Source organism: Paenibacillus sp. EPM92 (assembly GCF_016586185.1).
Taxonomy (GTDB): domain Bacteria; phylum Bacillota; class Bacilli; order Paenibacillales; family NBRC-103111; genus Paenibacillus_G; species Paenibacillus_G validus.
Genome location: NZ_BCPS01000030.1, coordinates 1 through 25,379 on the forward strand (window position 1 = coordinate 1; position 25,379 = coordinate 25,379).

General features: G+C 40.2%; 18 protein-coding genes, 1 other RNA gene and 1 pseudogene. 14 read left to right on the forward strand and 6 right to left on the reverse strand.

The features are described 5' to 3' along the window. The 3 genes and pseudogenes from JMF85_RS05790 to ssrA form a co-directional block, all read left to right on the forward strand. Nucleotides 1–259 (forward strand): annotated as a pseudogene (locus JMF85_RS05790) (hypothetical protein); the annotation flags it as partial. A gap of 94 nt (nucleotides 260–353) precedes the next feature. Next, entirely contained in the window at nucleotides 354–833 is a 480-nt protein-coding gene (gene smpB, locus JMF85_RS05795) for an SsrA-binding protein SmpB (RefSeq protein ID WP_127610814.1), read from the forward strand. Between the two features lie 235 nt (nucleotides 834–1,068). Continuing rightward, nucleotides 1,069–1,432: a transfer-messenger RNA gene (gene ssrA / locus JMF85_RS05800) on the forward strand. Between the two features lie 937 nt (nucleotides 1,433–2,369). Here ssrA and JMF85_RS05805 read toward each other — a convergent pair. The 3 genes from JMF85_RS05805 to JMF85_RS05815 all read right to left on the reverse strand — a co-directional run bounded on the left by JMF85_RS05805 (nucleotide 2,370) and on the right by JMF85_RS05815 (nucleotide 6,712). Further along, complete coding sequence (locus JMF85_RS05805) at nucleotides 2,370–5,387, reverse strand: TrlF family AAA-like ATPase (protein ID WP_201317889.1); 3,018 nt, start codon at nucleotides 5,385–5,387, stop codon at nucleotides 2,370–2,372. Nucleotides 5,388–5,583: 196 nt separating this feature from the next. Beyond that, nucleotides 5,584–6,261 (reverse strand): helix-turn-helix domain-containing protein, encoded by a 678-nt coding sequence (locus JMF85_RS05810; protein WP_201317890.1) that lies wholly within the window; start codon nucleotides 6,259–6,261, stop codon nucleotides 5,584–5,586. 289 nt (nucleotides 6,262–6,550) lie between these two features. After that, nucleotides 6,551–6,712: a hypothetical protein gene (locus JMF85_RS05815; RefSeq protein ID WP_201317891.1), complete on the reverse strand. Its 162-nt coding sequence runs from the start codon at nucleotides 6,710–6,712 to the stop codon at nucleotides 6,551–6,553. Nucleotides 6,713–7,194: 482 nt separating this feature from the next. Here JMF85_RS05815 and JMF85_RS05820 point away from each other — a divergent pair, with 482 nt between their 5' ends. The 5 genes from JMF85_RS05820 to JMF85_RS05840 all read left to right on the forward strand — a co-directional run bounded on the left by JMF85_RS05820 (nucleotide 7,195) and on the right by JMF85_RS05840 (nucleotide 16,655). Continuing rightward, on the forward strand, nucleotides 7,195–8,943 hold the full coding sequence (locus JMF85_RS05820) for a DUF262 domain-containing protein (RefSeq protein WP_201317892.1): 1,749 nt from the start codon (nucleotides 7,195–7,197) through the stop codon (nucleotides 8,941–8,943). 211 nt (nucleotides 8,944–9,154) lie between these two features. Further along, on the forward strand, nucleotides 9,155–10,930 hold the full coding sequence (locus JMF85_RS05825; RefSeq protein WP_201317893.1) for a type I restriction-modification system subunit M: 1,776 nt from the start codon (nucleotides 9,155–9,157) through the stop codon (nucleotides 10,928–10,930). Continuing rightward, entirely contained in the window at nucleotides 10,927–12,252 is a 1,326-nt protein-coding gene (locus JMF85_RS05830) for a restriction endonuclease subunit S (protein ID WP_201317894.1), read from the forward strand. The genes JMF85_RS05825 and JMF85_RS05830 overlap by 4 nt, the downstream gene beginning before the upstream one ends. Before the next feature lie 3 nt (nucleotides 12,253–12,255). Further along, complete coding sequence (locus tag JMF85_RS05835) at nucleotides 12,256–15,309, forward strand: type I restriction endonuclease subunit R (protein WP_201317895.1); 3,054 nt, start codon at nucleotides 12,256–12,258, stop codon at nucleotides 15,307–15,309. Nucleotides 15,310–15,508: 199 nt separating this feature from the next. After that, nucleotides 15,509–16,655, forward strand: a protein-coding gene (locus JMF85_RS05840) for an IS3 family transposase (RefSeq protein ID WP_483874216.1) whose coding sequence is annotated in 2 segments (ribosomal slippage) — nucleotides 15,509–15,780 and nucleotides 15,779–16,655 — 1,149 coding nt in all. Because the reading frame shifts where the segments join, the coding sequence is not laid out codon by codon here. 85 nt (nucleotides 16,656–16,740) lie between these two features. Here the strand turns inward: JMF85_RS05840 and JMF85_RS05845 are convergent. Continuing rightward, nucleotides 16,741–18,048, reverse strand: coding sequence for an MFS transporter (locus JMF85_RS05845; RefSeq protein WP_201317896.1), 1,308 nt, complete (start codon nucleotides 18,046–18,048; stop codon nucleotides 16,741–16,743). A gap of 266 nt (nucleotides 18,049–18,314) precedes the next feature. Here JMF85_RS05845 and JMF85_RS05850 point away from each other — a divergent pair, with 266 nt between their 5' ends. The 5 genes from JMF85_RS05850 to JMF85_RS05870 all read left to right on the forward strand — a co-directional run bounded on the left by JMF85_RS05850 (nucleotide 18,315) and on the right by JMF85_RS05870 (nucleotide 23,316). Further along, nucleotides 18,315–20,006 (forward strand): LytS/YhcK type 5TM receptor domain-containing protein, encoded by a 1,692-nt coding sequence (locus JMF85_RS05850; protein WP_201317897.1) that lies wholly within the window; start codon nucleotides 18,315–18,317, stop codon nucleotides 20,004–20,006. Nucleotide 20,007: 1 nt separating this feature from the next. Then, complete coding sequence (locus JMF85_RS05855) at nucleotides 20,008–20,748, forward strand: LytR/AlgR family response regulator transcription factor (RefSeq protein ID WP_127608917.1); 741 nt, start codon at nucleotides 20,008–20,010, stop codon at nucleotides 20,746–20,748. A gap of 393 nt (nucleotides 20,749–21,141) precedes the next feature. Continuing rightward, a complete protein-coding gene (locus JMF85_RS05860) occupies nucleotides 21,142–22,371 on the forward strand; it encodes a sensor histidine kinase (RefSeq protein ID WP_201317898.1) in 1,230 nt (409 codons plus the stop codon). A gap of 3 nt (nucleotides 22,372–22,374) precedes the next feature. After that, the gene (locus JMF85_RS05865; RefSeq protein ID WP_155614700.1) at nucleotides 22,375–23,007 is read left to right on the forward strand and encodes a response regulator transcription factor; all 633 of its coding nucleotides are present in this window, start codon (nucleotides 22,375–22,377) and stop codon (nucleotides 23,005–23,007) included. Nucleotides 23,008–23,115: 108 nt separating this feature from the next. Continuing rightward, the gene (locus JMF85_RS05870; protein ID WP_201317899.1) at nucleotides 23,116–23,316 is read left to right on the forward strand and encodes a hypothetical protein; all 201 of its coding nucleotides are present in this window, start codon (nucleotides 23,116–23,118) and stop codon (nucleotides 23,314–23,316) included. Nucleotides 23,317–23,409: 93 nt separating this feature from the next. Here the strand turns inward: JMF85_RS05870 and JMF85_RS05875 are convergent, their stop codons facing one another. Then, nucleotides 23,410–24,018 carry a helix-turn-helix domain-containing protein gene (locus JMF85_RS05875; RefSeq protein WP_201317900.1) on the reverse strand — a complete coding sequence of 203 codons (609 nt, stop codon included), beginning with the start codon at nucleotides 24,016–24,018 and terminating at the stop codon, nucleotides 23,410–23,412. Continuing rightward, a complete protein-coding gene (locus JMF85_RS05880) occupies nucleotides 24,015–24,902 on the reverse strand; it encodes a TolC family protein (RefSeq protein WP_201317901.1) in 888 nt (295 codons plus the stop codon). The genes JMF85_RS05875 and JMF85_RS05880 overlap by 4 nt, the downstream gene beginning before the upstream one ends. 163 nt (nucleotides 24,903–25,065) lie before the next feature. Between JMF85_RS05880 and JMF85_RS05885 the strand changes: the two genes are divergently transcribed. Next, entirely contained in the window at nucleotides 25,066–25,227 is a 162-nt protein-coding gene (locus JMF85_RS05885; RefSeq protein ID WP_201317902.1) for a hypothetical protein, read from the forward strand. The last annotated feature ends 152 nt before the right edge of the window (nucleotides 25,228–25,379 follow it).

Here is a 25,379-nt window from a genome sequence, read left to right on the forward strand (position 1 = left end):
CAAGCGCGGCCGCGGCGGCCGCGCGGGCGGTGCAGGAGCCGGCGGCGATAGCGGCTCGGCGCTCGGCGCGGGAGGCTCGCGCAGCGGCGGAGGCAGCCGCGGCAAAGGGCCGGGCGCCGCGAAGACGCGCGCGCTCGAGGCGACGGGCCGCTCGGCGGAGAGCGGCAGCGGGAAGCGCGGCGCGAGTGCCTTCGGCGCCGGTGGCGGCGCGGGCGTCGGCTTCGCCAAGAAGAAGCGCAAAAAGACCGTGAAGCACTAGGCGCCTCTTGATTTCCGGGGATGGAGTTTGGTACAATGGACTCCATCCCTTGGTTTGGTTTGGAGTCTTGATGGGAAGGAGCGGTGCTGCGACAATGGGCAAGAAAGCGGACGGGAAAGTGCTGGCGCAGAACAAGAAAGCGTCGCATGATTATTTTATAGAGGATACGTACGAATGCGGTTTGGTGTTGACCGGAACCGAGATCAAGTCGATCCGCCTCGGTAAAGCCAATATCGGCGATGCGTTCGCGTTGATCCGGAATGGCGAAGCGTTCATTCATAACATGCACATCAGCCCTTTCGAGCAAGGCAACCGCCACAACCCGAGCGATCCGACCAGGGCGCGCAAGCTGCTGCTGAAGAAACCGGAGATTCGCAAGCTGCTCGGTCTAGCCAAGCAGGAAGGCTACGCGCTGGTGCCGCTTAAGATCTACGTGCGCAACGGCTACGCCAAGCTGCTCATCGGCCTCGGCCGAGGGAAGAAGCAGTTCGACAAGCGGGAAACCGCCGCGAAGAAAGACGCCCAACGCGACATCCAACGTGCGCTTCGCGAGAAGCAGAAGGTTGCACGGTAGGCGGGCGCACAGTTACCAGCTTTACCGAGTGCTGGATTTGCTCCCAATAGGTTGGCCTTCCTTTTCAGAGCATGTGTGTTATAATAAGAGTACGCCAGAGGACATCAGCATCAATCAGATCTTATGAAGTCAGCACATCAACAGCTTTGTTGATAAACCTTTTTTCATAACTTCCTTGAATTCATGTTTTTACATTGTTTCACTTTTAGGCTCCTTAACCGGAGCCTTCCTATGCGGGGACGTTCTTGGATTCGACGGGGATAGTTCGAGCATGGGTTGCGGGTAGTGGGGACGCGTCCACTTCATCAACGCTAAAGCCAATTAAATGGCAAACAACAACAAAACTACGCTTTCGCAGCTTAATAACCTGTGAGCGTGCTCCTACTCTGCATCGCCCATGTGCCGGGCTAGGGGCTCAACTTTAGTGGGATACGCTGTCTCATCTCCGCCTGCGGTGAGCTGAAGAAGACAATCAGGCTGACCCAACGCGTAGCCGGTTACGGGGCGACGCTCGGGTGACATCAAAACTGTGACTACACCCGTAGAAGCCTGTGTGGCGTTATCTTCGGACAGGGGTTCGACTCCCCTCGTCTCCATACTTAAAAACCCACTCACTGAGTGGGTTTTTGCATTTTTAAAAGTGGAATCGTAGACGGATTGTAGACATCAGCAATAACGGAATTGAAATGTTTGTTACTTCGTAGACGTTTCGTCTAGACGGATGCTTTCTTCTTGAATTTTCCATTATTGTGTTTGAAACCACATTGCGAATGTAGTGTGTTTTGAAACACACCCATTCTAAAACGTCTGAAAGCCTTGATTTCATTGGGTTTTCGGTATGAGGAATTAGGCTGGGAATTAACTTGGAAAGCCTTAAAGGGGTAATTCTGTGGCTGTAGGGAATGATATTAACGAAGATGAAGCAGTCTGGTTGAAAAATATGAGTTAGACCAAACGGGAATGGGCTTTTCGGTTTTACTGAGATTGATCAAAACTGAATTTGGAAAAGAAGTGAATCAGTTTATGTTGCAGGTATCCGCTTCTTACATAAATGGGTAACCTAATTGTTACAACGAACATTCCCTGTAATTACGGTAAAACTACTATCATCTCAGTGGGAGTAGTTGAATACCTTGAATTATGGGGTGATTGTGATGAGAGAAGTTAAATTTAAATTCGTCGATGAATATGATAAGAAGCTCTATCTAATATCGTCAATTGATTTTAAAAGAAAGAAAGTATCAGTTCATTTTAGAGGCAACTTGGAGAATGTATACGACCTTGATGACGTTCGTATTGTACAATCAACTGAATTAATGGATAACGATAACAACGAAGTGTATGAGTCGGATCTATTATCCAATGGAGAAAAAATTTTTTGTGTGAATTATGACAATAAGAAGGGGAGGTACTTTGGAATTAATATTAGTAATAAAGAGAAGAGATCACTCCACTTTTTATTAAAGGAAAATTACATAGTTATTGGAAATAGTTATTTACGATAGGCGAGGAGATAATTCCTCGCCTATCGTTTTTTTAGAACAATAAATACTTTGATTTTCTGTTGGAAAAAGCTGGTTCTGTACCCTCAAGAATGTCAAGAATACATTTATTCATTTCCATATTTTCAATGGCGCCTGACCTATAACTTATGCTATTATTATTTGTTTTGTCAATTTGAGCGTGTATGATTTGCTCAGCATCGCATACTACTGCCAAATTCGGATTATGGGTTACCATTATGATCTGTCTTCTCTTTTTAGCTTCTTTAATACACGGAACAAGCATTTTAAAAACTGATTGATTGTCTAAATTTTCTTCTGGTTGGTCAATAATTAAAGGGATATCATCATTATCTACCAATAAATAGAAAATTAACAGCAATGCTCCTTTTTCACCTGGAGATAATTTTGTTATTTCTTTATCACCAAGTCTTAAACTGTAATACGGTTTTAAGTAATCAAGTGAGAATAAATACTGATAAAAATCTAGTACAGACGTGTTTTTCTTCAGCTGATTTCCTATGTTTAAAAGGTCTGGCTGATCAGAATTAGTTATCAGATTCGTTAATATACTTCCAATAAAAGTAATTGTTGATTCAATATCGTTAAAATTAGAATCCTCAATTAAAGATTGCAGGAGCCTTCTGCCTTCTTCTGAACCATAAAATTTCCCTCGTACACCTTGATTAATTTTTTCTAAAATCCCATCTAATACTGAGCTTCCATCAATTGATACCTCGAATTTTAATTCAAAATCTGATTCTGTAAGGGAGTGAGTATCGATAAACTCTTGAACAGGTTTATATAAACTTGAATAAATATCTGAGATTTTCTTTATTTCAGTAAAAATCTCCTTAGTTTTTGCAACTCTAATATCCTTAAGGCTTTTTATTTCATTAGGAAGCTCGTTTTGAAGCGAATTAATATTCTGTTTTAATTTTGTTATTTCCGCTAAGGTGCTCTCCCTTTTTTGTTCCCAATCGGACAATAGTTTTTTGTAAAGATGATATTTCTGAGTTGGTTCGTCTAGTTTACTTTGACTATCCTTAATCAATAATTCCAATTTTTGTTTATTTACTAATAAACTGCTGTTATTGCTACTATCATCATTAAGTTCAATCGTAAGTTGATTATCTTTGCTTCTTAAGTCAGTTTGAATTTGTATTAATGAAGTAAGATCGACATTAAGACTGACAATATCCTCGATTTTCATTCCTAATGAATTTATTTCATCGGAGCAATTGCTCAAGAAATAGGAGAACTGCATTTCAAAATTTTTGATTTTTTCTTCAAGCCGTTGAGCCAATGAAATCTTATTCTTAATATCGGTGTGCTCAGTTTTTTTAGCCTCAATAGTCTCATTCAATGTCTGAAGGAGTTTCTTGTTCGCATCAATTTCAGTGGATAATTGAGCCAATTGTTCACTTTGACTTGAATTATTGTCAGGGGGCAGGATTTCCTCAGGTTTCTGTTTTAAATGAGCTTCTAGTTCCTGTTCCTTGTTCTTCAATAGTTCCTGAACAGATGAAATATGGTTTGGCGTTGCTTTTTTCTCCAGATCAATTAACTGCTCATTGATATGAAGTAATTGTTCAGAATATAATCTAATAGAGTCTTTTACTGTTTCACTTTTATAACGAATTAATTCGTTAAGTGAAGATTTTTGATGCTTATCTTTTTCTTCTACGTGAGAGAAAATTACCTTTTTCAATTCGTTTTCAAACTTATCATCTTCAACATTGCATAATGTTTCTAAATATCGTTGTGGTAAGTATTTAACCTTCTCGATAGCATGTTCTTTTGGATTTTCATCAAGTGTAATTTTATCTGCTACTTCATTTTCCCATTCAATAACGGTTTCAAAATTTTTTGCCAAATTCCCTTGTCTAAATCGTCCTTTTGTTAAAAATGAAAATTCGTTGGTATTTTTTGTTCCTCCAGCTAATCCGATAATATCTGCTAGAGCACTTTTTCCGTTCCCTTTATTCCCAATAACAGCAACTAAATCATTATTTAGATGAATAATCTCGTTTTCAAACCAACCAACAATATTACTTTTTTTCTTTATTGAAATCGATTTAATAAACTTCCCCTTTTTATTCTTAACTGATAGAAGCTTAGGCGGCATATCTCCTACATAAACACGATCTTTCCATTCGTTTAGTACTTGTTTCAATCCTTGGAATGTTGTATCAGCTTTAAGCCATGTGAGGCAATTTCCAAGCCTGTCTTTTTCCGATGAATACGAATTATAATGTGAGTCACTGCAATCAAGTAGTCGATCATTTACACCTGCTTCATTAAGTGAAGCTACTGCTTTATAATAATCATCTGCGGAATACGAGGAAATAAAGACTAAATCGACTGCATTAATAATGTCTTTTTTATCAGCGATGGACCCTTCATTCCACTTAATATCCGCCCACTCTGTTTTACCGACAGCTGTGATGTATTTCCCTTGAAAATGATGTTGTTGTAAGGTTTCAAGGATTTTATCCTTGTCTAAATTTAAGTTGTTAAAGCCTTCTTCAAGGTCGCTTTTATAGTGTATAAGTTGCTCTTTGGGAACAGTAGATTTAATCATTTGCCCTAACTGAGTGAGTGTCGTTCTATTCACAACAGAATTCCACTGAATCTGTTTGTCTCTCGCCTGAGGAGAAAGTTCATAGTTTCTAGTCAATGCATTCAGAAAGCACTGTTCAATTATGTCAGGCTCGATTTGATCAGAAAAGATGATGTGGAAATTTACTCGACTAAGTTTGTTCTTCGTTCCCCCAAACTTGTTAAGCCGTAATTCCACAACAGGTAGCAGTAAATCAATGTTAGATAATCGACCACTATCCTTATATTGTTTTACTTTGCGATAACCATCTATAAAGATGTAATCGTTGATTCCAAGAACTTTAATCTCAGGAGGTAAATTCTCCAAATCATTTATGTAATTTTCCCATATCTCATCCTCATTAGAACCAGAGTAATGTTCTATTATTGAATTCGGAGTATGGACGTGTAAGTCCCACTTTGCCCACATTGAGCCTTTCTTATAATTCATTTATGACTCCTCCTAAAATGAAAAAGGTTGCTGAATTAATCTTCTACAATATGGTTACATTTTCCTGCTAGAAACGACAGTATTTTATCATTGGACAAGGGAAATAGACCTATTCTGTCGAATAAGTCCATAGAACTAAAAGGGGCTAAGCAGAGCTTCATTACTCTCTGCTTTTCTTCTGTGAGCCTTATTCACTTTAATATCGATTTTCCAGACGACTCAAAGCTGTTTTATAAGCTGCATTTCTTTCTCTTTCCTCCCAATCAAGTCTTTGCAGAATACGTTGCCAGTAAATATTCCCTTCGGTGGCATATGATTTTGCTGTTTCCCTCCACAAATACGCTTCAGCATCTTCAAGCACAATGTAGAATCGGCTTTGAATTTTAAGGTGAGGCATCCCGTCTTCTTTAATCAGGCTATAGATAGTGGAAGGGCTCGTCCTAAAGTGAGCTGCCGCTTCCTTAATCGTCAGCACTGTTCTCCCGTAATAGCTTTCCTTATCCTTTTTGGTTCGGTTCAAAATTTCCCCTGAAAAATCGGAAAGTTCTTCTTTTATTATTTTCCTCAAGATATCCTCAATCATCATTGATTCCTCCCTTCGATTCCGTAGGGCATCGATCTCACCTTGAACAATCTTAATGTCCCATTCCTTCTCGGGGTCATCCCATCCCACTTCTTTATACTTGGATATGGTATTCTGGATTTCATTCTCATCGAATATGATCCTTGCTTTAACCTTGCGATGAGGCATAGCTCTTGCATATGTTAACTGCCTTAATGTATAAGTGCCGATGCCAGTAATTTTGGATACTTCTTTTACGGTTAGGTATTTTCTTCGATTCTTATGGTTGTTCTCGGCAAGACCTTCCAACATTATTGACATTTCATCATTGAAAATTATTTGATTAGGAATTCAAACGATGAGCTATTTTGTTGCTGCATATCATCACCTGTTAATCGCTTAATTAAGAAGCAGGAATTTAGCCTCCTGCTTCCTTTTTTGTGAAGTCACTCTCTAAATCTATGACTGTAATTTTTAACGATTCAAGCACGCTTATCAAATGAAGATACACGTCATATTGTATGTCCAATATATGGTATCTTGTAATTACCAAGAAATCAACGGAAGGATTGGCAATCAGATTATAAAGTGATGGTCTGCCCTAATTAGAAGGCACATTATCAAGAAATAACCGTGTTTTGTGTTCAGGAATCCGATTTATCGTCGCAAATAAGAACAACTCGGCAAACTGCTCATCGATCAGCTTCTGTCTTCTGCCGCGCACATAGAAACCAACAACTTTATTACCAAACAAATGATTCATTTCTAAACTACCTCCTTTCGAAGCGCAGTCTAGCAAATGAGATTCTAACCATCAAGACAATAGGTATTATTTTAAAGACTACAGGAGTTCTTATAATTGTTGCTGAATAATTATATGTAGGACTTGCCGTTTCGTTTAGATTTTTGTCGGATTATGAAGTAAGATTATATTATTGTTTCGAGGTGTTCTAAATGATAGAAATACTGTGGGAAAGAATTATAGAAAAATGAAGGACAGACTTTTAAGCAAATGAAAGGCGGAGAGTTCACATACGCAGTTAAAGGAAATGTTATTGAGTTAAGCCGAACGAATAGATCGGTTTCAAAAAGCACCTTTATTGAAGCGTTAAAACACGTACCACTTTCTAATACTGTACCGCTACAACATTTGCAAGCACCATCATATCTGTTTGCGATACTGATGGACAGCAGAATACGTAAAAACGATTGGTAATATTCAGATGATCAAAGGTAGGCGATAAAATGTCATTCCAAACTCCATTAACCATCAAAGAAATAATTGGGAATATTCATCGAAAAAAATACATATTGCCAGCAATCCAGCGTGAGTTCGTTTGGAGTACGGACCAAGTTGAGCGACTATTCGATTCATTAATGCAGGGATATCCTGTTGGTTCGTTTTTATTTTGGTATGTAAATAAAGAAAAGAGTAAAACCTTCCAATTTTATGAATTTATACGGGAATACCACGAAAAGGATAACCGTCATAATCCGATTGCGGATATCAGTGGAGAAGAAGATATCATTGCTATATTAGATGGACAACAGCGCTTAACGTCAATGTATATAGGCTTAAAGGGCTCATATGCGTATAAATTACCTCGTATGAGGAGTAATAACCCATTAGCCTACCCAAAGCAAAAACTTTACGTCGATTTACTAGCACCTTCCGAAGAATTCGATACGATTTACGATTTTCGGTTCTTAACGGAAGAAGATGTCAACTACGATCATGCAAATAACAGTGCATATTGGTTTAAGGTTTCTGACATCCTTGATTTCAACGATCATTTTGAATTGAATCAATATCTAATTGAAAAAGGATTGAATTCGCTTGAAAAGGATAAAGCCCTTTTTGCGAACCAAACACTCTTTAAGCTGTATAAAGCAATTAATGAAACGCCGAGTATAAATTACTATCTGGAAAAAGAGCAGAAGTTGGATAAGGTTTTGAATATCTTTATTCGTGTTAATAGCGGCGGTACGGCATTAAGCTATTCCGATCTATTGCTTTCGATAGCTACGGCGCAATGGAAAGATAAAGATGCAAGAAAAGAAATTACGGAATTTGTAGATGAAATAAACCAGATTGGCGACGGCTTTAACTTTAATAAGGATTTAGTTTTAAAATCATGCTTGGTTCTTTGCGATTTTAGCGATATTGCATTTAAAGTCGACAACTTTGGTACAGAGACTATGCAAAAGATCGAGAAGAATTGGGATGACGTAAAAAAGGCGATTAGATTGGCAATCAGTCTAGTCTCCAATTTTGGGTTTAACCAAGAAACATTAACGTCAAACAATGCCATCATTCCAATTGCTTATTACTTATTGAAAAGAGGATTGCTCGCTAACTACGTTCAATCTTCCACTTACGAGAGCGACAGACAGTTGGTACATAAGTGGCTGATTCTGGCGTTGTTAAAAAGAGTTTTCAGTGGTCAGCCAGATAACGTGCTTAGACCGTTAAGGAAAATCATAATGAATAATCACGACAGTTTTCCACTGAATATAATCATCGAAGAATTAAAGGGTGGTACAAAGTCTTTTACATTTACTGACGATGAAATAAGCAATCTGCTGACTTATCAATATGGTCAAAAGCATACGTTCTCAGTACTGGCTTTACTTTACCCGACTTTAGATTTTAGAAATAAGTTTCATTTGGATCATATTTTTGCTAAGAGTCTATTCACAAAGAAAAACTTATCAAAACTAGGTGTTCCAGAAGACAAGCAAGATGCCTTTATTAACGAATGCAATGTGATTATAAATTTACAATTACTCGAAGGAGTGCCGAACCAACAAAAATCGAATATGAATTTTGATGAGTGGATAGTCAAGACGTATCCTGACCATTCAAAGCGTAAAGATTATATGGATAAACATTATATACCGAACATCGACTTAAACATTTCGAATTTCGACAACTTTATTGAGCAACGCAGGCAATTATTCATAAGCCAGTTGACTTCTATATTAACTGTATAAATCAAACTTATTTGAGCCTATTTTCGTGATAGGCTTTTTATTTTTTTCGAAAATGCTTATTTTCTTATCGATACGAACATATAATCGCTGACGGTATAGTGACAATTTTTCGTCGTATAATTATGAAGCCAATTGTCGAATGAAGGAGAAAACAAGCCGATTGTGGAATAAGTCAAAGGTAGTATTTTATTCGAAAGAGGGTTAGCCAGAAATGACAGAAATTTATTCAAGCAAACAAACGGCAGTGAATATTTCGGAAAAATCTAATATGATCTGGAACAATGCAAACCATTTAGTTGGACTATATAAACCACATGAGTATGGAAAAGTGATACTCCCGATGACGGTTATCAAAAGGTTTCACGATACACTCTTGCCAACCAGGGAAAAAGTGCTTGAAACCTATGAAAAAGTCAAAAACTTTGAAGTTAAAGACGGCTTTTTGGAAGCTGCATCGGGATTAAGCTTTTATAACATAAGTCCCTTTACCTTCGAGTCTCTCTTGGCAGATGCTTCTCATATCGAAGAGAACTTCCGTGCATATATAAACGGCTTTTCCGACAATGTGCAAGATGTGCTTGCTCATTTTGAATTCGATAAAGAAATCACAAAACTTGCAAATAATAATATCCTTTTTTACATCATTCAGGAATTTAACAAAAAATCAAGTTACTTAGGTGCAGACCTAATTACATCAGTTGATATGGGTTACATTTTTGAAGATTTAATCAAAACATTTTCAGAAAGTTACAATGAAGAAGCAGGAGCACACTTTACAAGTCGTGACATTATATATCTAATGACTGATCTTCTAATTTGTGATGAGAAAGATACCCTGTTAGAAAATGGTGTTGTTAAAACTGTTTATGACCAGACGATGGGAACATCACAGATGTTAGGATGTATGGAGGAACGTCTTCGTGCTTTAGATGCTGATGCAGAAATTCGATGTTTTGGGCAGGAATTTAACCCTGAGACATACGCTATTGCGAAATCCGACATGATTATCAAGGGTGGTAACGCCGACAATATGAAGTTTGGCGATACACTTTCTGATGATAAATTCTCGGGTTATACATTTGATTATTGTATCTCAAATCCACCTTTTGGAATTGACTGGAAACGCGAGGAGAACTCGGTTAAAGCAGAACACAAGCTTGGCGACAAAGGCAGATTTGGACCAGGGCTACCCAAGATTTCCGACGGACAAATGCTGTTTTTGCTAAATGGCGTAAGCAAGTTAAAGGAAACAGGGAAAATGGCAATTATCCAAAATGGCTCTTCGCTATTTTCTGGTGCAGCTGGCTCTGGTGAGAGTGAAATAAGAAGATATCTAATAGAAAATGACTGGCTTGATGCTATTATCCAACTTCCAAACGATTCCTTCTACAATACAGGTATTACAACCTATGTTTGGATAATAACAAAAAACAAGCCTTCTCATAGGGAAGGAAAAGTACAGCTCATCGATGCTTCTAATATTTATGAACAAAGAAGAAAATCTATTGGAAACAAAAGAAATGATATAACAAATTTTTGCAGGGATATTATCGTGCAAGCATACGGTGAATATCAAAATAAGACTTACTTAATGGGTGAAAAGATATGTGAATCCAAAATTATTGATAATATCGAGTTTGGATTTAACAAAATAACTATTGAAAGTCCACTTCTAGATGAAAATGGCAAGCCATTAATAAAAGGGAAAAAGGTTACACCAGATACTTCTAAAAGGGATACAGAAAATGTGCCATTAACAGAGGATATTGATGTTTATTTTGAAAGGGAAATTAAGCCTTTTAATCCTGACGCGTGGATAGATAAAAATAAAACAACTGTAGGATATGAGATACCGTTTACAAGATATTTTTATAAACATACTGCACCAGAAAAAAGTGAAGACATAGCAAAGAGAATTCACGAACTAGAGGAGAACATATCCGCTTCTCTTGAAAGACTTTTTTCAACAGGTGGTAAAACAAAATGAGCAGAGAGATGAAAAACAGTGGTGTGGACTGGATTGGGGAAATTCCTGCGAATTGGGACTTAAAGCCTTTAAAGGCAATATTGGCAGAAAGGAAAGAAAGCAATGATCCTATAAAAACAGATTATATACTATCACTTACAGTAGATAAAGGAGTTATTCCTTATAGTGAAAAAACAGGTGGTGGAAACAAAGCTAAGGAAGATTTATCTGCATACAAATTAGCATATCCCAATGATATTGTACTGAATAGCATGAACGTGCTTGCAGGATCTGTAGGACTTTCAAGTTATTTTGGCTGTGTTAGCCCAGTTTACTATATGCTATACGTAAGGAACAACAGCTATTCAATAAAGTACTATAACAACATATTTCAAACTAAGGAATTCCAAGGAAATCTCCGTGGTCTTGGAAATGGAATTATGATAAAAGAATCTAGCACGGGGAAATTAAATACAATAAGAATGAGAATACCAATGTCAAAGCTTAATTCCGTGATGTTGCCAATTCCTCCAGCACCTGAACAGCAACTTATAGCGGACTATCTCGAACAAAAGTGTACCGAGATTGATAGGAATATAGAAAAAACAAAAATATCAATTGAAGAATATAAGAGTTATAAACAAACAGTAATTACAGAAGTGGTTACTAAGGGATTGAATTCTAACGCGATTATGAAAGATAGCGGGTTTGAATGGATTGGGCAAATACCTCAGCATTGGAAAGTTAGAAGATTGAGATATGTAGGTTTCTGCCAAAATGGAATAAGTAAAGGGGGAGAATATTTTGGAACGGGGTATCCTTTTGTAAGCTACGGAGATGTATATAAAAATATTGAATTACCACATTTCGTAGAAGGATTAGCAGAAACAACTGATTCTGAGAGAGAAGCTTATTCTGTAAAAAAAGGAGATGTGTTTTTTACAAGGACATCAGAAACTATAGAAGAAATAGGACTTGCAGCAACATGCACACACACTATTGAAAATGCTACTTTTGCAGGTTTTTTAATAAGATTTCGTCCGTTTGAAGGATTACTTGATAAGAACTATTCAAAATATTATTTTAGGAGTCAAAAACACAGATTATTTTTTGTGAAAGAAATGAACATTGTAACAAGAGCATCATTAAGTCAAGAATTATTAAAAAAACTACCTGTGTTACTTCCTGACTTAAGAGAGCAGCAATTGATTTCTGACCATCTAGACACCATATGCGCCGAAATTGATAACATAATATCGAAAAAGCAATTTTTAATTTCTGAACTTGAAACATATAAGAAATCTCTAATTTACGAATGTGTAACAGGCAAAAAAGAGGTGTAGCAGATGCAAGACAATGAAAAACGATTTGAGCAAGATATAGAGAGCTTTTTGCTCTCCCCAACGGGGGGATTTATTAAGGGCAATCTTAATACCTATAACCGTGAAAAAGCAATTGATATGGAAAAACTTATTACCTTTCTTTCCATTTCACAGCCAAAAGAGTGGGAACGTCAGGTTAAGCGTGATGGGGCAGATGCTCAAACTCGACTTTATCGTTGTCTACAAACCAATATTGACAGTGAAGGCTTAATCCATGTTTTGAGACACGGAATCATTGACCGTGGCATCAAGTTTAGACTTGCTTTTTTTAGACCAGAGACAATCCTAAATGATACAGTAATAAAGCAATATAGTGACAATATATTAACCTGTACTCGGCAATTTAAGTATTCAACACAAAACGAAAATTCCATTGATATGGTGTTATCTTTGAATGGTATACCAGTAGTAGCAGTGGAACTAAAAAACCAGCTAAAAGGTCAATCCGTCGATAATGCCAAAAGGCAGTTCATGTATGACCGTGATCCAAAAGAGTTCATTTTCGGCTTTAATAACAGAATCCTTGTATATTTTGCTGTTGATCTTTACGAAGTCGCAATGACAACACATTTAAAGGGTAAGGATACTTTTTTCTTACCCTTTAACCAAGGTTCTAATGGCGCGGGTGAAGTTGGCGGTGCAGGTAATCCTCAAGGTGATGGTGAAGGCTATATCACCTCTTATTTATGGGAAAAGGTTCTTCAAAAAGATGCCTTACTGGACATACTTCAGAGATATATACACTTGGATGTCTCAGAAACAACCGAAAAAGTTAATGGAAAGCGCAAAACGAAAACAAGCAAGAAAATTATCTTCCCACGATATCATCAGCTTGATGTTGTGACGAAGCTAGCAACTGATGTTAGAGTAAATGGTAGTGGAAAGAATTATTTAATTCAGCATTCCGCAGGATCGGGGAAAAGCAATTCTATCGCCTGGCTTGCTTACCGCCTATCTACCCTTCACGATCAGGAAAACAATAGTGTTTTTACTTCCGTAATCGTGGTTACTGACCGCCGTGTGCTTGATAATCAACTACAAAATACGATTTCAGGGTTTGATCATATTGAAGGTGTAGTCGAAACCATTGACGAGAAGAAAACCTCAAAGGACCTGCGTGATGCAATAAATGATGGTAAAAAAATCATTATTACTACGCTTCAAAAGTTTCCTGTTATCTATGAAGAAATAGATGACAACATAGGCAGAAGGTTCGCCATTATTGTGGATGAAGCACATTCTTCCCAAACTGGTAATAGCGCAAAGAAATTAAAGGCTGCTCTGGCTGATGTAGAAGAAGCCTTAAAAGAATATGCCGATATTGAAAACCAAGCAGAATCCGAAGTGGAAGATACTGAAGATCAGCTTGTTAAAGAGTTAATTACGCACGGCAGACACAAGAACTTATCCTTCTTTGCTTTTACCGCAACTCCAAAAGAGAAAACCCTTGAAATGTTTGGTGAGAAGCAAGGCGATGGCACTTTCCGTCCTTTCCATATTTACAGCATGCGACAGGCTATCGAGGAGGAGTTTATACTCGATGTGCTTAAAAACTACATGACTTATAAAACTTGCTTTAAAATTGCCAAGAATACACCTGATAACCCTGAAGTTCCAGCAACAAAGGCGGTTAAAGCGGTTCGCAGATATCAGGAGTTACACCCGCATAATCTCCAACAAAAAACAGCTGTTATGGTGGAACATTTTAGAGAGATAACAAAGAATAAAATTGGCGGAAACGCAAAAGCAATGGTGGTTACGGCATCTCGCCTTCACGCTGTTCGCTATTATCACGAGTTAAAGCGGTATATTGAGAAAAATAAATATGACGATATTGATATATTAATCGCTTTCTCGGGTGTAATAAATGATCTTAACGAGTATGGCGAAACAGTAGCCTATACTGAAGAAGGTATGAATAAGCGTGCTGATGGCTCCACGATTAAAGAAAAGCAGTTGCCAGAAGAATTTCATCACGACTTCAACTGTCTAATCGTGGCGGAGAAGTATCAGACTGGTTTTGACGAACCATTACTGCACACAATGTTTGTGGATAAAAAACTTGAAGGCGTAAAGGCAGTTCAGACACTCTCAAGACTGAACCGTACTTGCCGCGGCAAAGATGACACATTTATTTTGGACTTTGTGAATTCTGCAGAGGATATGAAAAAATCTTTCTCCCGTTTCTACGAAGCCACCATTCTTGATGAAGAAATAAATATCAATCTTATTTACCAAACACAAAGTTTGTTGCGAAAATTTAAGCTATACAATGATGCTGACATTGAAAGTTTTATAAAAATTTACTATAAGAATGGTGAGCAGACAGATAAAGACCTTGGTAAAATGACTGCTCTGTTAAAGCCAGTTGTAGATAGATACAACAACCTTAATGTCGAAAAACGTTATGAATACCGAATGACGATAAGGAATTTTAATAAGTGGTATTCTTATATCGCGCAAGTTGTAAGAATGTTTGATAAGAGCCTCCAAAAGGAATTTGCCTTTACTTCTTACCTGGCTAAAATGATTCCTAAAGAAAACGACAAGAAGATTGAGTTAGAGGACAAACTTCGCTTAGAGTTTTATAAGCTTGAAGAAACATTTAAAGGCGATATTGTCCTTGAAACCAATGCCACCTATCAAACACTTTCAAATCCCAAAAGGTTTGTTCCAGAGTCCGTAATCATAAGTGATGATGAACTATTGGAGAACATCATCAGAAAAATCAACGAGCGGTTTAATGGTACATTTACAGAGGGAGACAAGGTTATCGTAGAAACAATTTATAATAAGGTTGTAAAGGATAATAAGAAGCTTAAGACGTATGCAAAAAATAACGATGCTGAGGTTTTCGAGCGGAGTATCTTCCCTGACATCTTCAAAAAAATCGCACAGGAATGTTATATGGAGTCAATGACTTCTTTCTCAAAATTATTTGAAGATAAGAAGTTTTATAATTCCGTAATGGAAGAAATCGCAAGGGAATCTTATAAGGATTTAAGAAGTGAAGAATAGTATTGCAATGCTTAGAGACGAACCTGGGGCATATTGCTTCTGGTTCTTTTTTATATTTGCGTTCAGGACATTAGGAAAGATTTGGGTTGTCTTTTGTGATATCAGAATAGCAGAGCGGAGTGAGCACGGCATGGACATGTACTATAATGCTCCCATAGGTTGAGACACGGGAGCGTGATAAATAAGTTATAATGAAGCCATGGAAAAGCGAAACCGATATACCGCAGAGTTTAAAAGCAAAGTCGTGCTGGAGGTGCTCCGCGAGGAGCAGACCGTCAATGAAATTGCATCGAAATACGAACTGAGTCCGGTGATGATCAGCCGGTGGAAAGCCGAATTCTTAGAGCGCGCTTCAACGGTCTTTGAGAAGAAGGCCAGTGAAGCCGACAAAGTGAGAAAGGAGTACGAAACCAAGCAAGAACATCTGGAGAAGCTGGTCGGCCAACTTACCGTTGAAGTCGATTGGCTCAAAAAAAAATCTGGCCTCAAATGAACCGCTGGAGACACGTAAAGCGATGGTGGAACGGGACAACACCACGATTACTGTGAAACGCCAGTCGGAACTGCTGGGTGTGAATCGAACAAGTGTATACCGTCCATCCAAAGAACAACGCGAAAGCGAAGAAAATGTCCAGCTCATGCACCGTATGGACGAGATCTACATGAAACATCCCTACTTCGGCTATCGGCGTATGACGAGGTTCCTCCGCGACCAAGGGCATGAGGTGAATCGCAAGCGTGTACGCCGTCTGATGCAGATCATGGGTCTGGAAGCGATCTATCCGAAGCCAAACCTTAGTAAACGGCTTCATGCCCTCTACACACGTCCTTACTTGCTTCGCGGCCTGAGCATCGACCATCCCAATCACGTCTGGGGTGTCGATATTACGTATCTAAGGATGGGCAAGGGATTCATGTACCTGTTCCTCATCATCGACTGGTACAGCCGGAAGGTGATCGATTACGAGTTGTCCAGTACCCTTGAGATGGGCTTCGTTCTCAGATGCCTCAAACGGGCATTCAGCCGTTGTAAACCAGATATCATGAACAGCGATCAAGGCTCGCACTTTACGAATAAAGACTATCTGGAACTGCTTGAGAAGGAAGGGATCAAAGTCTCGATGGACGGCAAAGGCCGGGCAACCGATAACAGCCGAACGGAGCGCTTCTTTCGATCACTCAAGTATGAATGTATCTTCCTTCATGAATTCGAGAACCCTCGTGCGTTGCGCCAGGGGATAGCTCGCTACGTCCAATTTTACAATGAGGAGCGCCCTCACCAGTCACTTGGCGAAGCTCGTCCCGTGCAATTCTACGCACATAATGACAAGCAAATCGCATCCTAAATACCCGGAAGGAGGACATAACTTATTTCTCAAAAAATCGTGTCTTGACAACGGGGAGCATTACATACCGCCAAGGTTGTCCCCGTTATTTGCGGTCAAGCTCGGCTTCGATGTGGGACGATTTGGAAGACTCGCCCATACGCCAGTAGACGAAGAAACTCACCGCAATACAGGCAGCCACATAGAAGTAGAAGAGCGACTCCATTCCAATGCTCTTGAACCACAATGCGATGAACTCCGCGGTCCCGCCGAATACCGCAACGGTGAGTCCGTACGGGAAGCCTACGCCAAGAGCGCGAACTTCTGTCGGGAAAAGCTCGGCTTTCACGATGGCATTGATGGAAGTATAACCGGTAACAATGATGAGACCAGCCAGCATGAGCAAGAAAGCACCCATAGGATTCTTCATGTTCTCCATGATAAAGAACAGTGGCGCTGTCAGCAAAGTACCGAGGATACCGAAACAGAGTAATAGCGGGCGCCGTCCGATCCGGTCGGACAGCATGCCGGCGAGCGGCTGAAGTACGATAAATACCAGCAGGGCAATAAAGTTGATCCAGCTGACGACGTCCTTGGGGAGGCCTACAGAATTCACCATGAACTTTTGTAAATACGTTGTATAAGTATAGAAGGCGACGGTTCCGCCGAGCGTTAATCCGACCACGGTCAGCACCGCTTTAGGATGCTTCATCAGAGCTCGCATGGTCCCGGCGTTTGCCCTGCTTTCGGAGCCCATTTTGGAAAACTGTTCTGATTCGTCCATCGAGCGGCGCAGCCACAAGACAGCTAGTGCCCCCAGTGCTCCAATGATGAAAGGAATACGCCAGCCCCAGGCCTGCATTTCAGCTTCGCTGAGTAGTTGTTGGAGGATGATCTGGACGCCCAGCGCCACCAACTGGCCTCCAATAAGTGTGACGTATTGGAAGCTTGAGTAGAAGCCGCGCCGGCCTCTGCTGGCCATCTCGGACAAGTACGTTGCCGAGGTTCCATATTCTCCGCCTAGCGACAACCCTTGGAGTAATCGAGCGAGAACCAAAATAATAGGAGCCATTATGCCAATGGAGCTATAACTAGGGGTACAGGCAATGATCAGGGAACCACTGGCCATGACAGAGATGGAAAGCGTCAGCGCAGCACGGCGGCCATGACGGTCGGCGTATCGGCCCAGCAACAGGCTCCCTATCGGGCGCATTAAGAAGCCTACGGCAAAGATCGCCGCCGTGTTGAGGAGTTGGCTTGTCGGGTCTCCCTTAGGAAAGAACTGTGATGAGAAATAGACTGCGAATGCAGCATAAACGTACCAGTCGTACCATTCGATCAGATTTCCAACCGAACCTTTAAAGATGTTACCTGCAATACTTCCCTTCCTTGTCGACTGAACGGATTGAGACATTATTTAATTCCTCCTTCAGAAAGTAACCGCTTTCTTCGATGGGTGCATGTTGATTATTTTTTAAGCCTTTGCTTGCATCAATGATCGACCTTTCGAAGATTTGTGTAACGCTTACACCCGTCTAGTTGAAGTCATTAGAACTGTTCTTTATACTACAAAATAGTATCTTTCCCTTTTAATTATATCCATTAATTGTTTCCAAGTATTCAAAAATAGCAGCTGATTTGCCGTCTATTTATGCTGAAATGCAAAAAGGAGGAGGACGAGTGGATTTAACCATCCTGCTAAGGCTCTTTGAGAATGTAGTCGTAGTTGCTCTAATCTCTTTATTCATTGGTCAATTGAATTATTTTAGACTCTTGATTTATGGGAAAAATGGTTGGAAGCGAACCGTTATTCTTTCAGTAATATTCGGGTTTTTATCCATTCTTGGAACAGAAAATGGCATTCAAATCGATGATGCATTGGCCAACACGAGGATTGTCGGTGCTGTGGTAGGAGGGCTTGTAGGAGGCCCTCTGGTTGGGATATTTTCCGGAATCATAGGAGGCATTCATAGATATTCTATCGGTGGATTTACCGCCGCTGCCTGCGCCATCTCTACCGTACTTTGCGGCTTATTGGGAGGGCTAGCAGGGATCAAATACGATATGTTAAGAATGAAATGGCAGCACATCGTTCTGTTAGGGCTCACAGCGGAATTGATTCAAAAGATATTAGTGCTGCTCCTAGCCAAACCATTTGCAGCAGCGCTGGCATTGGAATTGAAAATAGCTATACCTACTACAAGTGTGACGATCTTGGGAGTGATGATTTTCATCAGGATTTTTATGAACATTAAACTTTTACAGGACCAATCCGGGGCTATTGCGGCTAATCTTGCCCTTAGTATTGCTAGCCGTACCCTCCCCCATCTTAGAACCGGTCTAAATGAAACGTCGGCGAAACAAACAGCAGAGATTATTCATGAAATTGCAAATGTCGATGCGGTGGTAATAACGGATTGTGATCAAACATTAAGTATAGTAGGTGTTGGAAGTGACCGCGGTCTTCATGAAAAGGCGATTTATGCACAGGTAACAGAAGCCATCCTCAAACAAAATAAGATGAGGATCCTTTCTCTAGATAAAGAGTTTGCACATTTCCATCGTAATTTTCCCTTAAAATCAGCAGTAGGTGCAAAATTGGTTCATAACAGCAAACCGGTTGGAACATTGCAGATTTACTATAAAAATTCATTTAAAGAAACCCAAACCGACCTCAATCTTGTTGACGGACTAGCCAAGCTACTTTCGGTACAAATTGAACTTGCGGAGATAGAAAAGCAAACCAAAATGAGGCAGCAAGCGGAATTGAATGCATTGCAGGCACAAATTAAACCGCATTTTCTTTTTAACACGCTAAGCACCATCATGTCTTACTGCAGAACCAATCCTGAGCTTGCAAGAAACCTGCTGGGCAATTTGAGCGACATTTTCAGGCGAAATCTGAATAATAAAAACAACTTTAACAGTTTGAAAGAAGAGTTGGATGGTATAAAATCTTATTTGGAGATTGAGAAGGTCAGATTCGCAAACAGATTAAAGGTGACTATGGAAATTGACGAATCCTTATTGAATATGAAATTGCCAGTTCTTACCTTGCAGCCTATTGTTGAAAACTCGATTCATCACGGTTTATTTCCAAAAATAAATAACTGCTTGTTATTTATTCGTGTTTGTAAAAACAGAAATCATGTACAAATCCGTGTTGAAGATAATGGAATCGGAATTAACGAGAAACGGTTAGCGGAAATTTTAAATAACCAAACAAAGGGAATAGGTTTTTCTAATATTCACCGTAGATTACAGTCTATATACGGGAAAGATTATGGTCTGCATATTAAAAGTGAACCGGGATCCGGTACGATCGTAACATTTGAAATTCCGATGACCGGTCTAAAAGAGGATGTGATCTAACTTGTTTATAAAAACAATCATTGTGGATGATGAACCCGCTATTTGTTCCGAGTTGGCATTCCTGCTTCAAAAATATATAGATATTCAAATTGTCTCGATCCATCACAATCCCGTTGAAGCCCTTTCAAAAGTTATTCATGATGAGCCTGATCTGCTTTTTCTAGATATCCAAATGCCTGAGATGAATGGGTTAGATTTCGCCAAGCGTTTAAATCAAATGACCCATCCTCCGTTCATTATTTTTTCAACAGCTTTTTATGAACATGCGTTAGAAGCTTTTAATACGCCCGCTATAGCTTATCTTACAAAACCTATATCGGAATCCAGATTGGACGATGCCATCAAAAAAGTGAAATCTCTTCAAGCCAAGACAAAAATTAAATGGGAAAAAGCGCCGCCAATGCTCGAAGGTCGTATCTGTATACGGAAAAACAACATCATAAAACCGATTCAAGTAAGTGAAATCAGTTTTGCGTTTGTCAAAGACAAAGAATTATACATTTCCACTAAAGATTCTATAGAAAAAAGCGAATTGTCTCTAAATGAATTGGAATTGGTTTTAGATGAAACGGGTTATTTTTTTCGATCTCACCGAAATTATATTATCAACCTAAACTTCATAACTGAAATCATTCCTTGGTTTAACAGTACGTATTTAGTAAAGATGAATGACGCCAATAGCACAAAGGTTCCAGTAAGCAGAGGAAAATTAAAAGAATTTAAAAGTATTATGAATCTATAATCGTCATGGATTATCATGCTCCCATAGGTGCCCCTATCTGCTTCGCGGCTTAACGATTGACCTCCGAATCAGGTCTGGGGATCAACATCACATATGGGAATTTTCTTGTTTTGGTTAAGGAAAAATTTAAAAGCCGCACTTACGGACATCATGCAACCTCGCCAAACAGCATAACGCGGCGGCGGATCGTGGATTTACTATGGCACGGCGCGTCTCCATATGCTAAATCCACAAAACAAAGAGGAGCTTTGTCACTAAAACAGGCAGGCTCCTTTTTGCGTTTCACGGTAACAGGACTTCAATAAGGGCGTTATAGACAGGAGTTTAGCTAAAATCGTCGAAATTCATAATGTAGGAAGAATAACCTCTTACATGACAAAGGAGATAGTCAGGTTGAGCATAAATATTGTAAAAGATTTTTTGCTGCAACTGGTGTTAATAGCTGTACTGATTTTTACCTATCAAATATTTTTTTCAGAGCGGTCTGGGAGGAACAAGTACGAAAAGTTTATTCTATCCGTTCTGTTTGGTCTCTCCATCCTACTATGTATGTCCCTTCCTGTTGTCTTTTCCTCCGACTACCGTGTAGATCTAAGAATTATACCATTACTTTTAGGGACGTTATATGGTGGTTGGGGAACGGGAATATTCCTAAGTGTCCTTATCATCCTATACCGATTATGCGTTGGGGTCGATTTGGGATTGTATACGACAACTCTGACCCTCTTAATTAGCATGCCGGTGATTCTGCTATTCCAAAAGTTTTTCACAAAAGCAGAGAAGAAACAGCGGATACAAATTGCACTAATTTTATTGGTCTTCTATAGTCTTGTTGGAATAACATCAGTGTGGGTAATTAGAGGCTTATCATTCATGGCAGTCTTTCAGGTACATTTCATTCACATGATTATTAGCGTAGTGTCTGTGTTGTTCTTTACTTCTTTAAACGAAACGATAAAGGAAATGATCAGAAAGAATCAAAAGCTGCAATCAGAGGCCAAGGACGCGGAAATTGCTTTTTTGCGTTCCCAGATCAAGCCGCATTTCCTTTACAACGCCCTGAATTCGATAGCCGCACTGTGCAACGACGAACCTCATAAGGCAGAGGAATTGACGTTGGATCTTTCGAAGTATTTGAGAAGTGCCTTTGATTTCAATCAACTGGAGTCACTAACAACCATAGAGAATGAATTGGAGCTCGTCAAAACGTATATCAATATCGAAAAGGCACGTTTTGGCGCCAGATTGTGTGTGGAGTATGACGTGGATGCGAATCCGGATATCCTGATTCCGCCGCTGATTCTTCAGCCTCTGGTGGAAAATGCTATAAGACACGGTCTGATGTCCAACTTACGAGGGGGAACAGTAACAATCTCCGTCAAACAGGCAGCAGATGCGGTGGTCAGCTTTGTCATAGAAGACAATGGATGCGGCATGAGCGAAATGAGAAGAGACGAAATAATGAAACCGGATGTGAAGAAAAGGGGCATAGGGCTAAGGAACATAAGTCAGCGCTTACAGCTTCTTTACGGAAAAAGCATTAGTGTTGAAAGTGCAGAAGGGGTAGGTACGAAGATTTTTTTCGACATTCCGGCCCGTCCAATCAAGCAGAGTGGAGGTTGAAGCATGCTGCGAGCCATGATCGTGGATGATGAAGAACTATCGGTGAAATGGTTGAAGAAGATCCTCTCCGAGAGCGGCGATGTCGAAATATGTCAGGCATTTTTTAGCCCGTTGGAAGCTTACGAATATGTGAAAACCAATAAGATAGATATCGCATTTCTCGATATTTCCATGCCGGAAATTAACGGTATCTCGCTATCCAGCCTGTTGCTTGATCTCGATGCCACGATAGATGTGGTTTTTGTAACCGCTCATGACAATTATGCGATTCAAGCCTTCGAAGTGAGCGCGTTGGATTATCTTATGAAGCCCGTTACCGCCCAGCGGTTGGCAAAAACATTGGACAAGGTCAGAAGAAATAATCGGAGCGGGACAGCAGGGTCTTCGATGGAGGCTCTGCGGTGGGATCAGGATCAAGCTCCGGATACAGAACTGTCGCTGAAAGAAATATTAACCGAGCAGGAAACACGGATTTTACGGTTGATCGCGAAAGGTTTGTCGAACAAGGAAATCGCCGATCGCCTGCACATCACGGGAGAAACCGTAAAGTCGCATATAAAAAATGTGTACAGAAAGCTTGGAATCAACAATCGAGTACAAGCGCTGCAGCGTGCGGAACAATTGAAGATACGGTAGTGAGCTATGAGGATCGGCATATCTGTCAAATAGAGGTTGCGTTCCTTCATCAAGAATTATCGACGTACGTCCTTGTTTACGAAAGGGTTGCAGGTACTCATAGGTGAAATGAAAGCCGGAAACCCGCATGTCGAAAAGGTTCAGTTTTGGGCATCTGAGAATGAGGTGGAGTTGGAGAGGCTCTTCTCCAAGTTTGACGCCTTACCCGGTTCGAAATCCTTCGGCGCGAACAATCTGGCTTGTCATCAAATTTCGTTTCATGAACTGGAGACGTATTTCCGCCGTTTTGTTCAAATTGATTTGACATGAAATCGAATTGGAAAAATGATCAATCTCAAAATGGAAAAGGCAACGGAGTACGCGAGCATTACTCCGTTGCCTTTTCTTGTATTTTCGAATCCATTATGTAGTCCCCTCTGCTTCTTTTTTCATTTGTAAATTCTTCTTATATTCGGACGGATAACATCCGACAATCTCTTTAAATAATTTAGTAAAATGTCTTGAACTAAAATAACCAACCTGCTCAGCAGCTTGCTGTACTTGTACCGACGGATCAGCTAACAATTCTTTCGCTTTCAACATCCTGAGCTTGGTTATATATTGCATAAATGTCGTTCCTGTACGTTTGTGAAAAAGACTGCTTAAAGCTTGTTTTATTTTTTTATCTAGAAGCTGTTCACCCAGGTTTCGAAGTGACTTAAACCAATCCTCTTCTTTAGTAGGAGTCAGCATCGGGGCATTGATGGAGCAGTTTAAAAATCGTGCAATGGCTAGTGAAGTTGTGATTGAAATCCGATCACGCTGTAAATCAAATATTTTAATGAATTGTTCAATGGTGTTCATATAACTCACATAATGTCTTTTGTGGTACTCATCTATCGCCTTGATTAAAGTGCGGCATAGCTCAGCAATCGCAGGCTGCGATTCAACTTCAAATAAATCGACTTTGTTCCAGCTACGGGAGATGCCCAGCGAACAGCGGAGATAAGCAATCTTATGAAGAGTTGTCACCTCATCCAGGAGCGATGTATAAACTTTTTGTTTACGGGTTTTATTAGTACGATTCCAAGAAGATCGGCCCGCAAGTTCTCCACGTTTCGCGCTTCCTCGAGGTAAGCCCGAAATGCTTGATTCGCTTCCGAGTACGTCACTTCAATTTTCTTGGTCAGCTCGAGCTGTGTCTTCTGGTTCTGTTTGGCTGCAATCGCTACATTTACGGATAAATATTGGTCACCGTAGACGTTCGAGGTTACCGTGTGCTCTAATTGCCACATCGTTTCGTCAAGACTGTTGAATGCGATCTTAACTTGATAGGCTTGTTCCAGTAGTGTCTTCGTATCGACGCGCTCCAGCGGGTCGACAACGATCCCTTCAATGTCACGGATAACGAGATCGGGGTTATATGCGATGCCGATATCGAAGGAAAGTTGAATCAACGCCAGTCGGAAGCTTTCTTCCAGCTGCTTTGCTTGGTCCGCCTGCTTCGACAGCGCCCGCTCCGCCTCGACGACGTCTTCGTCCGAAGCGAGTCCCAGCTCGCGCAGCCGCATCGCCCGATTCAACTCTGCCCGAACTGTCTGTTCGTACTCATTCATGACTGAAAGCTGCTTCTTCATGCCGAGCAAGTGCACATAATGAGTGATTTGTCGCAGACGAATGCCTTCCTTGGCTTCGGCGTACTGATGGTATGTATTAAACCGGTCGGTTTCAAGCTGGTACGCGGTCGAACGCATCTGATAGCGCTGCTGAGAGAGCATCTCGTTCAGGCCGGAAGTGACCGCGCCGACGCCCTGAATGACCTGATTAATCGCCTTGTTCGTCACTGTTGTCATTGGCCCGATCCACAGCTCCGTAGCCGGATCGACCGTTATGCCCTGCTGCGTCATAGCGTCCATCAGTTCCCCCGATGTCTCCGGAAGATGACCTCCGGTAAAGCTCCCCCCATTCAACTGATCGAGCTGCGCATGCAAGTCGTCCTGTTTATTTTGAAATGCCGCCGTTCTGACGGGGATGCGTGATCCTAATAACCATCACGAAATCCTATGGAAGATTGAAAACATGGGTCCTGAGAAGACAAACAAGCCAACAACTAAATGGAAGCAGATTGCCTCATGGATGCAAGATATTCATGACCAAATAGATGCGATTAATTTTCAAGGTAATGAAAAACATGATTACTATCGCATTCTGGACAAGCTTCGTCAAGAGTTAATGTCGTAACTATAGATAAGGCTCACATCAGAGCATTATTATTATTTCTGGAACAACTCCCGGAATTACGAGGTAACTGTGAAAGGATCAAATATTCTTTAGACTTGTAATTCGGGCTTGCTGAACGGTAATATTCAGGAATCCAGGGATTTAAGCCAGCA